General features: G+C 53.8%; 20 protein-coding genes. 2 read left to right on the plus strand and 18 right to left on the minus strand.

The genetic code is table 11. From position 1 onward, the window contains the following. Nucleotides 1–50: 50 nt before the first annotated feature. Entirely contained in the window at nt 51–299 is a 249-nt protein-coding gene (locus tag AACS80_RS05255) for a DinI-like family protein (RefSeq protein WP_001217553.1), read from the plus strand. Nucleotides 300–414: 115 nt separating this feature from the next. Here the strand turns inward: AACS80_RS05255 and AACS80_RS05260 are convergent, their stop codons facing one another. The 8 genes from AACS80_RS05260 to AACS80_RS05295 are packed head-to-tail and all read right to left on the minus strand — an operon-like array spanning nt 415 to nt 6,411. After that, nucleotides 415–849 (minus strand): tail fiber assembly protein, encoded by a 435-nt coding sequence (locus tag AACS80_RS05260; protein WP_138183685.1) that lies wholly within the window; start codon nt 847–849, stop codon nt 415–417. A 3-nt stretch (nt 850–852) separates the two neighbouring features. Beyond that, complete coding sequence (locus AACS80_RS23925; protein WP_445236438.1) at nt 853–1,410, minus strand: hypothetical protein; 558 nt, start codon at nt 1,408–1,410, stop codon at nt 853–855. A 3-nt stretch (nt 1,411–1,413) separates the two neighbouring features. Beyond that, nucleotides 1,414–1,998, minus strand: coding sequence for a YmfQ family protein (locus AACS80_RS05270; RefSeq protein ID WP_096099005.1), 585 nt, complete (start codon nt 1,996–1,998; stop codon nt 1,414–1,416). Further along, nucleotides 1,989–3,047, minus strand: a complete 1,059-nt coding sequence (locus AACS80_RS05275; protein ID WP_135410827.1) for a baseplate J/gp47 family protein — start codon at nt 3,045–3,047, stop codon at nt 1,989–1,991. The genes AACS80_RS05270 and AACS80_RS05275 overlap by 10 nt, the downstream gene beginning before the upstream one ends. Next, complete coding sequence (locus AACS80_RS05280) at nt 3,034–3,459, minus strand: phage GP46 family protein (protein ID WP_000424732.1); 426 nt, start codon at nt 3,457–3,459, stop codon at nt 3,034–3,036. Before AACS80_RS05280 ends, AACS80_RS05275 begins: the two co-directional genes overlap by 14 nt. Further along, a complete protein-coding gene (locus AACS80_RS05285) occupies nt 3,459–4,007 on the minus strand; it encodes a phage baseplate assembly protein V (protein WP_001259088.1) in 549 nt (182 codons plus the stop codon). Before AACS80_RS05285 ends, AACS80_RS05280 begins: the two co-directional genes overlap by 1 nt. Then, nucleotides 4,007–5,086: a phage baseplate assembly protein gene (locus AACS80_RS05290; RefSeq protein ID WP_000999510.1), complete on the minus strand. Its 1,080-nt coding sequence runs from the start codon at nt 5,084–5,086 to the stop codon at nt 4,007–4,009. Before AACS80_RS05290 ends, AACS80_RS05285 begins: the two co-directional genes overlap by 1 nt. Continuing rightward, nucleotides 5,083–6,411 carry a DNA circularization protein gene (locus AACS80_RS05295; RefSeq protein ID WP_135410826.1) on the minus strand — a complete coding sequence of 443 codons (1,329 nt, stop codon included), beginning with the start codon at nt 6,409–6,411 and terminating at the stop codon, nt 5,083–5,085. The genes AACS80_RS05290 and AACS80_RS05295 overlap by 4 nt, the downstream gene beginning before the upstream one ends. A gap of 92 nt (nt 6,412–6,503) precedes the next feature. Here AACS80_RS05295 and AACS80_RS05300 point away from each other — a divergent pair, with 92 nt between their 5' ends. Next, on the plus strand, nt 6,504–6,941 hold the full coding sequence (locus AACS80_RS05300) for a hypothetical protein (RefSeq protein WP_061350224.1): 438 nt from the start codon (nt 6,504–6,506) through the stop codon (nt 6,939–6,941). Between the two features lie 14 nt (nt 6,942–6,955). On the opposite strand, the gene AACS80_RS05305 is transcribed toward AACS80_RS05300, so the two are convergent. The 10 genes from AACS80_RS05305 to AACS80_RS05350 all read right to left on the minus strand — a co-directional run bounded on the left by AACS80_RS05305 (nt 6,956) and on the right by AACS80_RS05350 (nt 13,126). Next, nucleotides 6,956–8,731, minus strand: a complete 1,776-nt coding sequence (locus AACS80_RS05305) for a phage tail tape measure protein (protein WP_114505443.1) — start codon at nt 8,729–8,731, stop codon at nt 6,956–6,958. 121 nt (nt 8,732–8,852) lie between these two features. Continuing rightward, entirely contained in the window at nt 8,853–9,140 is a 288-nt protein-coding gene (locus tag AACS80_RS05310) for a phage tail assembly protein (RefSeq protein ID WP_063122705.1), read from the minus strand. Next, nucleotides 9,140–9,496, minus strand: coding sequence for a phage tail tube protein (locus AACS80_RS05315; RefSeq protein ID WP_000090998.1), 357 nt, complete (start codon nt 9,494–9,496; stop codon nt 9,140–9,142). Before AACS80_RS05315 ends, AACS80_RS05310 begins: the two co-directional genes overlap by 1 nt. After that, nucleotides 9,496–10,992, minus strand: coding sequence for a phage tail sheath subtilisin-like domain-containing protein (locus tag AACS80_RS05320; RefSeq protein ID WP_135410824.1), 1,497 nt, complete (start codon nt 10,990–10,992; stop codon nt 9,496–9,498). The genes AACS80_RS05315 and AACS80_RS05320 overlap by 1 nt, the downstream gene beginning before the upstream one ends. Next, nucleotides 10,976–11,146: a DUF2635 domain-containing protein gene (locus AACS80_RS05325; RefSeq protein WP_074613451.1), complete on the minus strand. Its 171-nt coding sequence runs from the start codon at nt 11,144–11,146 to the stop codon at nt 10,976–10,978. The genes AACS80_RS05320 and AACS80_RS05325 overlap by 17 nt, the downstream gene beginning before the upstream one ends. An 8-nt stretch (nt 11,147–11,154) precedes the next feature. Beyond that, complete coding sequence (locus AACS80_RS05330) at nt 11,155–11,715, minus strand: phage tail terminator protein (protein ID WP_135410823.1); 561 nt, start codon at nt 11,713–11,715, stop codon at nt 11,155–11,157. After that, nucleotides 11,712–12,218 (minus strand): hypothetical protein, encoded by a 507-nt coding sequence (locus tag AACS80_RS05335; RefSeq protein ID WP_074613450.1) that lies wholly within the window; start codon nt 12,216–12,218, stop codon nt 11,712–11,714. The genes AACS80_RS05330 and AACS80_RS05335 overlap by 4 nt, the downstream gene beginning before the upstream one ends. Then, entirely contained in the window at nt 12,193–12,603 is a 411-nt protein-coding gene (locus tag AACS80_RS05340; RefSeq protein WP_135410822.1) for a phage head closure protein, read from the minus strand. Before AACS80_RS05340 ends, AACS80_RS05335 begins: the two co-directional genes overlap by 26 nt. Further along, nucleotides 12,600–12,923 (minus strand): head-tail connector protein, encoded by a 324-nt coding sequence (locus AACS80_RS05345; protein ID WP_000927715.1) that lies wholly within the window; start codon nt 12,921–12,923, stop codon nt 12,600–12,602. The genes AACS80_RS05340 and AACS80_RS05345 overlap by 4 nt, the downstream gene beginning before the upstream one ends. A gap of 2 nt (nt 12,924–12,925) precedes the next feature. Continuing rightward, complete coding sequence (locus AACS80_RS05350; RefSeq protein WP_000601363.1) at nt 12,926–13,126, minus strand: hypothetical protein; 201 nt, start codon at nt 13,124–13,126, stop codon at nt 12,926–12,928. Between the last annotated feature and the right edge of the window lie 15 nt (nt 13,127–13,141).

Genomic DNA, 13,141 nt, shown 5'->3' on the forward strand with positions numbered 1-13,141 from the left:
CATACAGTTAAAAATAATACTGTATACAAACACAGTATAGAGGGACTTTTATGCGTATTGAAATCTGCATAGCCAAAGAAAAAATGACTAAAATGCCAACCGGTGCTGTGGATGCGTTAAAGGAAGAATTAACCCGACGCATCAGTAAACGTTATGACGATGTAGAGGTGATCGTAAAAGCCACCAGCAACGATGGCCTTTCTGTTACACGCACCGCAGATAAGGATTCTGCAAAAACATTTGTTCAGGAGACTCTGAAAGATACCTGGGAGTCTGCTGACGAGTGGTTTGTTCACTAATTAACACGTAAAATCTGTAACGGCTGGAAATCATTCAATACTCGCACTATCGAACGTTCACAAGCCAACCGCAGCACGTCCTGCATACGACGTGTCTGCGGTTTTTCTTTTTCGCTTACATTGCACCTGGTTCTTCCGGCCACTGAATATCCGGAGCACTGGAAGGGTCAACCGCATCAAGAGCATCCAAATAATCAAGCCACAAATTGTATTGAGCCAGTTCTTCACCTTTCAGACGACCTATGGCAGCTTTGCCAGGCCACTGCTTGTTGTTCATATAATTATTGGCATCATCGAGGCGACGTTTTTTTTCTCTGGTTGCCGAGGAAATGAGTTGTTCCTGCGTTGGTTCCGGTGCATCTGCCCATACAGGCATCCCATCTTCTCCGGCAACCCGGACTTTCCCTGGATTCACTCTCACAAATTCCAGAAAAACATCTTCCCCAACTTCCACACCACTTTCAGGCCAGGTGCCTGAACGCTCATAGTCTGCCTTCAAAATTAATGGGTAGAAGGCATTTGTTTTGCTGTCATACAGGTATTTATTCATCTTTCAGAAACCTATCAAAATACATGAACCACCAGAAATAAAATCACTGGCGCGAGAAATAATGGTTGATGTCGGTCCTGTTCCAACATTTATTGCAAACGTGGTAATTCTCCCGCTGGTTGGTTCATATCCGGCACCCACTGCAAAGCCTAAAATTCCCCCAGGGAAAGGAATAGGTAAGTTGATAACCTGGTCACCATCATGCGGGGGGATCGGCACCCATTGAATAATTTTACCCGGTAGTTTTTGCCAGTAACGTTCTGACTGGAAACTGCTCATATCGGGAATATAGTTAATATCACTGGTACCAACTGGACGTTTTGCAGCTTCTTTTAACTTAAGGAAGAGTGGTAGTGCTTCCCTTAGCTGGTCATGTCTCGATTTATCAAGTGACAGCCCGGCGTCTTCAACTATTCCAGCAAGTTCCTCCTGCAACATATCAAAGTAGTCATCATCCAGATCGGTGGCAGGCGTACCGGTCTGGGGGTTGCCACGGGTAAAACCGTTCTTACCCGCGCCGAACTTATCCTTCTGCGCGGTTTTCGTGTCTATACGATGCATGAATTACTCCGGATATTTAAAAATTACGTAGGTATGCGACGGGCAGAGTTTGTTAAGCACACACTCGACAACGGTGTCGCCCCAGATACGCAGTGCGGAATCACAGGGATCGCCACATGTCATCCAGGTGGTGTTGGTGGCGGCTGGCATGTTGACCTGCCAGTAATACCGCCATTCCGGTGCATTCACCGCGTCAGTACAGGCCGATGAGCAGGTGAACGTGCTTTTATCGTATCGCGTGATGGTGGCATCTGGTCTGCCCAGGGCAGCAAGCTGTGCAAGATAAAAATCCTCGTTGATGCCGCCCGCCAGGTTAACCTTCGCATCCAGCCGTTGCTGACGCTGGAGAAGGGTCTGTGTCCCTGCGGGAATACATTCATCCGGCAGGCCGCACAGACGCTCCCAGCGATTTATCAGTTCGGTGGTGGTGCGCGGATCCAGCTCCCGCATCAGGGCATCCGCACGCTGATGAACGCGGGTTAATGACGGTGCCGCACCGGCAATCGCCGGATCGCTGGCTGACCACGCCGGACCGGGCGGCAACAGTGCTGACAACAGGCGAATGTAATCATCGTTTGTCACGTCCATGAAATCGTCCCCAGAACCGCCAGTTCATTTTTTGCAATGGAGGTATTGTCTGCCGGTGCAAGCAACTGATGGCTGTATTCCCCGTTCGCACCGGAAATCGCCTCACTGATACGCGACACCTTCAGTTCTCCCTGCGGATAACCATCACGCAGCAGGAACGAACGCAACTCGGCGGTGATGGCAGCCCGTATTTCCGGTGTGTCCGGCGTCACACGGATATGAAAATCCACTTTATGCGCCACCGGCCTGAATACATACAAATCAGAGCCTGCCACCGGGGCCAGTGGCCCGATATGTTGTCTTGCCGCCGTTTCCGTTGATTCTTCCGGAATGGGATTAATCAGGTCACTGCTGGCAATCATCACACCGACAGTTCCCGTTCCCATCCAGTGACGGTATGTCCATGCGCGGGTAATGCCGGGCACTTCTTTAGCCCAGACGACATAGTCCACGTCAGCCCCGCCCTGCGGCGTCCAGTAATACCGCTCAATGACGCGGGCGCGCCACGTTTCCAGATCTTCAGTATCGAATCCGCCAGTCAGGGTATCTGCAACACCGGAAGACGGCAGACCATTCACCGGCGTGACCAGGATTAATGCCGTACCGTCGTCAGCGTTACCGACCGCGCCTGTAGTTGAGCAAGTGATCGGCACACGCAGGACACCACCGGAGCTGGTTGCATCGGCAGTTGCCGTGTACTGAACCAGGTCATCGCGCTGAATCACGCTCCCGGCAGTCACCTTCAGGCCATCGCTGACACCTTCCCAGCGCATATACCCGCTGGCAGCCGTGGCCCCCTTGCGCGGACACCGTTTCATCGCAGCATGTCGCGCCAGCCAGGACTCATCGCACAGGTCAGGCAGCATATTCATTGCCAGATAATCGATGTACCCGTAAACCGTATGCAGCGCCGCCGCATACACCTTTGCCCGCACGTCTTCATCCATGCGCCGGAGCGTGTCGCTGACGTCCAGCCTGGCGAATAAATCGTTACGGAGCATACTGATATTTTCTGCCAGCGTCGGGCGCTGAAATTCACTGTCCGCCATGCGTTATCGCACTCCACAGATCATCAAAAGAAATCATTACCGGTCCGTCACGGCGCCAGAGAGTGATACTGTTACCCAGCTCATTAATCCCGGTGCGGCGGATATCCAGATCAATACGGGACACCACGCCGTCATCAATCATCCATTGCAGGCATTCGCGGATATACCCCCTTACCGTCTGCACCAGCTGATTGGTCAGTTTGCTGCGCTGAAGCAGCCACAGTCGGGAGCCGTAACGGTCATTCTGTACCGCAGGCCAGGTATCCCCCCACCATCCCATCGGGACGTCGGCGTTGTCATCAGGCTCCGCCCGCCGCCAGGTAAACAGGGAAATCACCACGGCGCGGGTCAGCGGATCCAGCGGTGCGCTGGCGCAGGTGCGTTTACCGTTCACCGTCAGCCACAGTTCCATCATGCCTCCATCGCTTTATCAGGTTTGTCGGTGTTACTGCCCTGACCGTTCTCTCTGTGACGATGCCCGTTATAGGCAAGCCGCATCGCTGACATGGTGGTGCCGCTGGAGTCGCACAGGTCTTTCACCTGTCCTGTCACTTCCAGGTCCATTTCAAAACGTGCTTTAGGTGAATTGCGAAACGTGATCGTTTTACCTGCACCGTCCACCACGATCCCCTCCCGGGTCAGCGTCACGGACTGCCCCTGATCGTCATAGACAGCCACCTCACCCGTCTGCAGCCCTTTCAGGCGGTAGCGCCGGTCCGACACCGTAACAACCACCGCATGAGAACGGTCGCCATCCGGAAACAACACCACCGCTTCCGCACCGCTGTTTGCCCTTGCGGTAAAACCGTAGGGTTCAAGATGTTCAACCCCGGCTTTTGGTTCACCGGCAATCAGGGACACATCCACGGTCTGACATTTCGTGGCGGCACTGATGCTTTTCACCACGGCCCGCCCAATCAGGCCGAGGAGTTGTCGCTGCATGGCTTCAATCGTCCTCATCAGAACGGGTCCTCCTGTACTCTGGCTTTTTTCTTTTTCCGCGCGCCGGGGGCTTCGGGTTCAGGCAGATAAGCATCAGGCGGGCCGACACGGATTTCCGTCAGGGTGCCGTTCTGGTCCTGAGTAAACGTGACTTCCGAAACAAGCAGTTCGGTATTGTCGAAACCACAGACCGGATCAAAGACAATCACCCGCTGGTTGGGCTGCCACAGCGTACCGTTACCTTGTCGCCAGCCCTGCACCACATAGGTGGTTTCATCCGTCCGCGCCGCCCGTTGTCGGGCTTCAAAGTCCGCACGGGCAATACAGCCTGCCCCCGTAGCCTGCCCTGTCTGCCTGATATACATCGGACGGTAACGGGCAATAAATGCGTCCTCTGTGCGGGCCCGCAGCGCGGTGGTGGTGGCCTCACCGAAATCATCGTCGTTTCCGGCACGCTGCCCCGCCACCTGGTAAACAGAAAATCGCTCCCGGATACTCTTCTCCGTATCGCAGGAAAGGATGTTTTCCCCGAGTACCAGCGCAGTATGTGCCCGCGTTGAGCCAATACCGCCAATCACCAGCCTGCCGTGCGGGTCGTCGTAAGCCAGTGCCTGCTGCTGACCGAGTATTTTGTTGATTACCTCAATCACTGTTTCACCGTGATCAGGCTGAACATCAGGAATAACACCCGACGGCGCACCGCTGTTCACCACCTCAATGCCGAAAGGCGCAGCAAGCGCCTGCGCAATCTGCACCAGCGAGCGTCCGTTAAACTGTGTCGGTTCGGCTGCACAGTCAATCAGGTCAGCCGTCAGACTACGTCCGGCAATACCGGTGCTGACCGAACGGGCATCGTAACGAACGGGAGTCGCCTCCACCCAGCCGGTGATCACCAGCTCATCACCAATCAGCACTTCCACTTTTGAACCGTTTTTAATGCGCGGCTGAAGCGTGGTGATACCCTCATCTCCCGGCCACTGGCGGGTGATCTCCACACTGAAATCCCGCGCCAGCCGTTCAATACCGGCACCGATGCGCACCGATGTCCAGCCATTCCACTCCCGGCCATTTACCCGTAGCGTGACATTGTCGTTCATTGCACTGGCACCTTCAGAGGGATCACCGGCACAAAGCCGGGATGCGTAATGGCATTACGCCGGATAATGTCCGCGTCACGCGCCGCGTTATCAAACCAGGTCGCCGCCAGCACCAGCGCGGGTAAAACCTCATCCGGTGTGCGCTGAATGATCCGTGCAGACTGTTCAAGGCGCGTGTTGATATCCGCATTCAGATCTGCTTTCACCCGGCGCAGCGCCAGAAACAGCGCATCGCTGGTTGTACGGGACAACTCCTTATCAATTGCCGTATTCAGTGTGTCGCGAATGTCAGTCAGTTCTTCCCACGTCGGCAGGTCAACCGTGTTTTTCACCGCCGGTGCATTGTTCAGTGCCGGATGCGTGACGGAAGGCCAGCCAGTGCTCTGCGCGGGTGTTGTTGCCTGCCCCACTGCGGAATTCTGCATCACCGCGGAAGTTGTTGGCGCAGGCAATCGGGTGACGGCATACGCCGCTTCGCTGATTGCGGTCGTACGAAGGGTGCTGGCAACCACGTTACGCTGCTGCGTCGCCGTGGCGGTGGTTTTACTGTCCGTTTTCCAGACGCCGCGCGGTTGCAGATCGCTGCCGAGGCTGACACCGGAAAGCGTTTTGATCATGGTGACCAGGTCGCTGGCGTTACCATAAAGGCGTTTCCCGGTACGCCACATTTTCTGCACCTGCTCAACGAAATTTTTGCCTGACGATGGCGGCGGCAGAAGTACCGAGATATCCCCCTGCAACAGCCTGGCGGCATCCGATACGGCAGAATCCACCACTTTCATCGCATCAGAAACATACCCCAGCATTATGCTGGCATTACCGATAACGTCGTTCTGCACGAAATCCGCCACACCATCGATACTGAAACCGCTGAAGCTGTCACTGATGCAGTCATCCAGTGCAGAACAGGATGACATCAGCGTCTGCGCCGTCGCCGCACCTGATGTGGGGTAAGAGAGTTCTCCTGCTTCGACAAACTTCAGGTCAAAGCGGACAATACGCCCTTCACTTTTCGATGTGCTGACCCGAACTTCCCCGTCAACACAGACTTTCAGCTCACCATATGTCGGGTGGACAAGCGTGCCGGGACCGGGTTTATTCAGCGCTTCAATCAGGCGATCGCGCTGGTCAAAGCAGTCATCTCCCACCACATAAGCTGTGATGGACGGGCGGAAAGTGATTTTCCCCAGGTCTTCGGTATAGGGTTTGTCGCGGTTTGGGTATTCATGCGTTTCAACCCGACGTCCTACCGGGGCCCCTTCATCTTCTACCTTGAACGGAACGCCGCGAAACGACGCTTCAACCAGTCTGTCTTTCCACGCCATTGTCTGCACCAATATGATTTGTTATAAGCTACTCTGTTTCAGACGCTTCTTTCGAAGCGCCAGAGAACATTTACCTTTAAGGAGAGGTATAAATGGAAATGTTTTTGCCGTTAATACTGGGTTTGTTGCTAGCCGTTTTCATAGGACGGTGGGCTTATAAAAAAGAAAAGACCAAGCCCAGAAAAATAATGGCTGCTCTTCTCGGTGCTGTTTTTGGATTCTTCGCACCACTGATAATCGCAGCGTTTGTTATGACTCCCCCAGAAAAAGAAAAAACTAAAGAGGAGCTTGTTATGGCAAAGCTCACACGCTCTTTGGATGGTTGTCCACTTGATATGAAAGATCGCGTGAAAGAATCAATGAATGATCCCGATAGTTTTGAATGTATCGAAACTAACGTTATACGTCGTAAAGATGATTACGTCATGATCATGCAGTTCCGTGGCAAAAACCAATTAGGGGGAATGGTTAAAAATGTCGCCAAGGCGGAATATGACTCAGAGGGAAATTTCGCAAGGTTCATCAATTAAAAACAATGGGAGGTTTACCCTCCCATTCCAGTCCTCCCTATCCTTGTGTAACCTACATCATGGTTAACATCTATACCTGTGGAACGGCTATCAGTAACACTCATTCCTTGTGGGGCACCTTTGAACTCAACGGTGATGGATCCTTTCGGTTGAGTCGCCGTTCCCTGTTTGATCTGATAAGGGTTATATCCTGAACTAGCCACTCCTGTACCATACGCGCCGTAACCACCGGCTCCCCACTGCGCGGCGTTTGCGGCAGCGACCGTATCACTGGCACCATCTGTAAACCACTCGATAATAGGCTTGAGCTTGTCCCACATATCCTGAAACCACTGCACAACTGGGCCCCAGTTGTTAATGATCATTCCCATAGGAGTCCAGGCGAAAACAGTTTTGAATAGCTCCCAGCCAGCCTCAAAGTATGGTTTTATGCTTCCCCACATTTCTTTAAAGAATGGCCCAACGACATCCCAATTTGCTATCAGCACCCCGGCAGCCAACGCAATCCCCCTGATAATTAAACCAATAGGTGAAGCACTAGCGACAAAGGACATTATTTTTAATGCCATACTGGCACCAGCAACGGCAACTCGAAGTGCGACAAATCCGGCAGCTGCACCCAGCAATGCTCTAACCATGGCAGGATTACGTGAAACAAAGTCAGTTGCTTTTTGAATCAGGGGCATCAACCCCGCGGCGCTGGCATTAATTTGTGGCAGCAATGCATTCCCAAGCGCCACACCAGCGTGAGTAGCCTGATTTCGTAGAAGCTGTAACTGGTTTGCAGTCGTTGCTGCACGGGCCTCATACTCTTTTTGCATTGAGCCGGTATACTGCGATGCATCACCAACCATATTGAAGTTTTTCTTCAACAGATCGAGGTTGGTTAACAGAGGGGCAATTGCGCCAATGGACTCTTTACCAAAAAGAACATTCAATGCCTTCGGTTGTCTGGCCTTATCAAGTTTTGAGATGCTTTCAAGGACCTTCAACATCGTTCCCTGGGCATCCTTTTGCATATCTGAAGCAAGTTTTTTGGAATTAAACCCGAGGAACTGGAACGCCTCCTGCTGCTGTTTAGAACCTCCCGTAATTGCCAGCATAAAGTTTTTAATGCCAGTTGCGGCAATTTCCTGTTCAACGCCCACACCTGCAAGTGTTGCGCCCAACGCCGCAATCTGACCCGACGCAATACCAGCAACCTCCCCAAGCGGACCTATGCGGGTAACAATGTCAGAAATCTGCTGGGCGCTGGCAGCCCCGTTGTTTGAAAGATAGTTAATCTTATCTGCAAGCGAAACCACCTCCCCCTGAGTCATTTTGAAAGAGGTTCGCCACTTAGCCATCATCTCACCGGACTGATCCGCTGATTGATCAAAGGCGACGCCCATTTTCAGTGCGTCTTCTGCAAATTGCTTCAGGTCTTCCCTTGCAATACCAGCCTGGCCACCTGCGGCTACGAGTTTCGCAATATCATTCGCGGCCATAGGCAGACGATCCGACATTTTTAAGATGTCTTCACTCATCTCGGAAAACTGCTGTGGCGTATCGAAATCGACAACTTTACGAACATCAGCCATCTGCGATTCAAAATCTATTGCCGCTTTGGCCCCAGCAATAAACGGCGCTGCAAATGCCCCGCCGCCGATTAAATCCCCCATAGAAAAATCAGCCAGACCGCTGGATTTGATCCCTTTTTGAAACCCTTTGATTTTCTTCTGCATGGAGGACAGCGCAGGAGAAAGCTTGTCAACCCCGGTAATCAGGGCTTTAAGTTCAAACTCAGCCATTTTTATTGTTCCTGGTTGATGCGGTTGGCCTGCTCAGCAAGTAAACCCAGAACTGAAAACGGTTCGTTGAGCATTTCCAGGGGATTGATGCGCCAGTATTTGGCGCAATCAAAATAATGATTCAGGAGTTGTCCTGCGCTGAGTTCCCGAGGAAAAAACCGACAATATCCCAACTGATAGTGTTCAGATCTGAGGGTTGCATTTCATCAACAGAACTTGGTGGGATGCTCGCCAAACGAGAAATGTATTTCGCAATTACCCCTGCATCCATTTTCACGCCTGCATCGCCGCTGGCCGTGTAAGGGAAACCGAGTTCACGAACATCTTTCCCCGTAGGCTCCCGCAGTTCAAGAACGTGGATATCTTCCCCATGGGCTCGAACAGGTTTGCTTAGTTTAATTTCCTTCATTACTGGTAATCCCCTTCTTCACCGTGGAACTCAAGGTCGACCGTGCCTTCTTCGGCATTATGGTTCGCTTCGCCGTGCAGCCAGGCAGACGACAGTACATAGACCTGACCGTTCGCCAGCTCGGCAGTGATGGTCATCTCATCAGACGAGGTGATTTTGCTCACCGGAAAATTCTTCGGCACCTTGAAGGTCCCTTTGACATAAGGCGCACGGTGAGTTTCCTTGCGGTCCACTGAACCGTCCAGGCCGATGATGTCATCATTGACCGTCCTGTTCATAGGCACCTCAATGCCGCCGGTCAGCGATAGCTGCTGACCGTCAATTTTGAAATAACAGGTTCCCCCGATACGGGCCATTATGCAGACTCCTCTGAATACTGAAGACGGAACTGGTTAACCACGGCAAAGACACGCAACTGGTTAACATAGTCAGGCGGGAACAGCGTGTTCAGGCGGTTCGGATCGCTGGCATCACGCTCCACAACCAGGTACTGCTTAAACAGTTCGTAGTTTTCCACGATCCCCGCACGCTCAAGCTGACGGTAGGTTGCCAGCAGTTCCCCTTTGATCACCGCCGGGGTGACAATCGCCTGACCGGGACCAAAGCGGGTACCGTCGCTGGCAAGCTTGTGACGCCCGTACTTACTGGTAATGACGGATTTCAGTTTGCGCAGTACATACGCACTGGTATGCAGCGTCTCGCTGTCGAGGTAGCTGTTATCCGCAACCCCGTAAGCATTTTTCCTGTACGTGGTGACATCACGCTGAATGCGCAGCACCCCGCTTTCGACATACGCCGTTGCCACGCCATGAGACAGCAGGGTCTGCTGCTCGGTCATCGTGAACCGTTTCCCCTTCGGCGCAGGCAGCATACCCACCAGCTCACCGGTCTGCGTGGGACGTGCCGGATCGTTGCGGATAAACACCGCTGCGCGGGCGGTACGGCTTGCCGCCAGCTCGTCGGCAGGCGTCTGGGTCTCTTTTTCGTACCCCGCCAGGGTGATGTGCTGCTGGTTAAACTGGTCACCTGCGGTCACCAGTTCTGACAGCGTGCCGATCTTTGCCGTATACACATGACCATACAGCTGACGCGCATAGCTCCAGCGACCGCTGGTATCGTTCATCTCGGTCACCAGCGTGTTAACGGAGGCCGTGTCGTTGAACGGCAGGCCGATATAATCAAACGGCTCATCCGCCATTGCAGCCACCGCGCCGGTGAGAACCGGAGCACCCGTTCCGGCGGTACCCGTCGCCACGGCAATCTGTACGCCCGCTGGCAGCACTTCGCCCCCACCAAAGCCGTAGTAATTGAGGCTGACAGGAATTTCATTCCCGCAAAGCCCCTTATGACGCGCGGTCAGTGTGACCACGCCTGCCGAAGATGAAGCCGTAAACGGCATGGCCGGAACGGCATTGATGGCATCCTGAATACTGCTGGCAATCGTCGTGACGTTATCGCCGTTGGTCACCGGTGCCTGCACGCGGGTACGTCCCACATAAACATTCACCGTGCCGGTTTCGGTTGCCGCCCCGGTCACCGTCAGCGTAACCGTTGCCGCCGCGCCTGTGGCTTCCGGAACGGCAATCACATACAGCTCGCCAAACGGGTCGGTCTGGCGATAAGCCTCGACCATACGCGCCAGCTGACTTCCCGCACCACAAATCTGGCGTGCATAGTCTGCCGACGGCATCAGCACCAGACTGTTGGCAACAATCTCTGCACCGTTATTGGCGTGACCAATCAGCAACGACGCTCCGCTGTCCTGTGCAGTATTAGCCGCCTGGTTATCCATTTCCGCATAAAACAGCGGAACCAGCGTATTCGACGGAATGGTGTTAAAGCTTATCGTCATCGGTATTCACCTTTTCATTCACGCGCCGGATATCACCCGCTGCTTCACGGCGCAGCCAGTAGTTGTTCTCGTCAACATTTCGCCCTTCGGTGGGCAAAAGGTCACCGCGGGCAGGGTCAGGCACTGACCGCCCTTTAACAGGTTTGACAAACATGAGGATCCTCAGGAAGGAAGGATTATTTCGGTGTGATGTTCGATATCGCCGTCAGGCCCGTTACCGGGATCGAGATAATCAACATCAATCGCCAGCGTTCGCAGTTCATCCAGACTGTTCAGCTCATCCTGCTGGCGGGTATCGTCTTCGGTCAGCTCGCTGATGACCGAAAAATCGAACTGATAAATCAGCTCATGACGATTCAGATCCAGCAGCGTGCCGCCGTCATAGGTAATCGGGTTACCGCACGCCTCCGGGTTCCAGCCCAGCAGGGCCTTAAAGAGCATCTGCCGGACATCGTCCACCACATCATACGAAGCAAACTGACCGCGCTCATCACGCCCATTACTCAGTATGACAACCACGGAGAAGCCCTCTTTCAGCTCCTGCCAGTAGTCGGTCTGGCTTTTGTTTTCTCCCGGAGAGTCATCACCCGGTACCACATATGCCGCCGGGAGCTTCAGCTTTCCGACCTCCGGCAGATTTTTGAACTGTGCCGCGCCTGCAACCCGGTTTTCAAAATACGGACAGCGGGCACGCAGCGCAGCAATAACAGGCGTCAGTTTCATCTGTGTCGTCGCTCCGGCTTCAGTGATTTACGCAATTCCCGCGCCAGAAAATAGCGTGTCCAGCTGCGGTTCTTTTCAAGAGTTTCCACCATGAAGTTATTACGTGGAGCCAGTCGCCAGCCGCTGCCACCGGATGCACCACGATGATGACTACGACGACGTTTTGCTCCTCCCCGGACACCAAAAAATAGAAACGCCGGATAGAAGTCACCAGAGATCATCCGGTTCCCCTTCCCGTTGCGCTGGTTAGGGGCTATACGTGCCATAAAACCGGGGCGATGTTTACTGGCTCTGGGTACCATATAACCAATCGAACGTGCCAGGCGTCCGGTCTGATAACCGGGGTTTTCACCCGGTGCCGACCGCGCACGGCGCATCACCAGCCGACGGGCATCACGCATATGACGCTGCCCAATCGTGACAAACGCCCGCCGGACACGGGCGCGGTTAAAGCGCATCTCCGTGGGCTGCTGAACATCAACGTGCAAAAAGGGAGTCGCCATTGCTGCCTCCGTGACTCTGCGTAAATTCGCCCAGCTCTGTACACTCCAGCAACAGAAAGCGCCGCGCCCCGTTCAGATCACGCTGACGTTTCACCCGGTACACACTGTCATCACAGACCACCTCATAATCAGCAGTGATCCCCCGGCGGTAACGAATGGTGATGTAATGGGTGATGGCGTCCCCGGTCTGCGCGGTTTCCTGCCAGGTGGTGGCACTGGTCTGGATAACCTTCGCCCATGTCCGGAACGCAACCGGGTATTGAGGCTCCACGCCAAAGTTATCCGCGGGCATATCCACCCGCTGGCGGATCAGGACGCGTTTATTCAGTTCACCGGGGTCCGGCAGAATGTAGGTTGCGCTGGTCTGCGCCTGACGAATTTTCATTGCGGAAAGTACCTGTACGGGCCGACAAGCCAGCCAAAACTCTGCGGCATGTCGAGTTTCTCCACTTCCGTAACCGACGAGCGGTTTTCGTAAAAATGGCTGATAAGCATCAGCATCCCCAGACGAATATCATCCGGCAGGTGCAGCCCGTCCGGATCGCTCTCCGGAATGGTTTCATCCGGTGCATAGAGCTTCCGGTTCAGATACGTTTCCGTCCGCTTTTGCGCCGCACAGGCCAGCAGTTGCAGATGGCGGTCATCAGCATCGAAATCCTCATCCAGCCGGAGTTGGGCTTTAATCTCTTCCATTGTCAGAAGCATACTCAGCCCTCTTTACTGGTCGTGGCTTTTTTCTCTTTTGCCGCTTTACTGCTTTTTGCACTGGTTCCGCGCTCTGCTAACCCGGCCTGAAGTGCAATCTCCTGCACCCGGGCAGGAAGCGCCCCGTCGTCATACTCACCGGCCCGAATGACCTCAACACGCATACCGTCCGGTGACCATTTCAGATCTTGTTTCAGGATCATGATTCTTCACCCGTC

Origin of the sequence: Escherichia sp. E4385, from assembly GCF_963883145.1 — a bacterium.
Classification (GTDB): domain Bacteria; phylum Pseudomonadota; class Gammaproteobacteria; order Enterobacterales; family Enterobacteriaceae; genus Escherichia.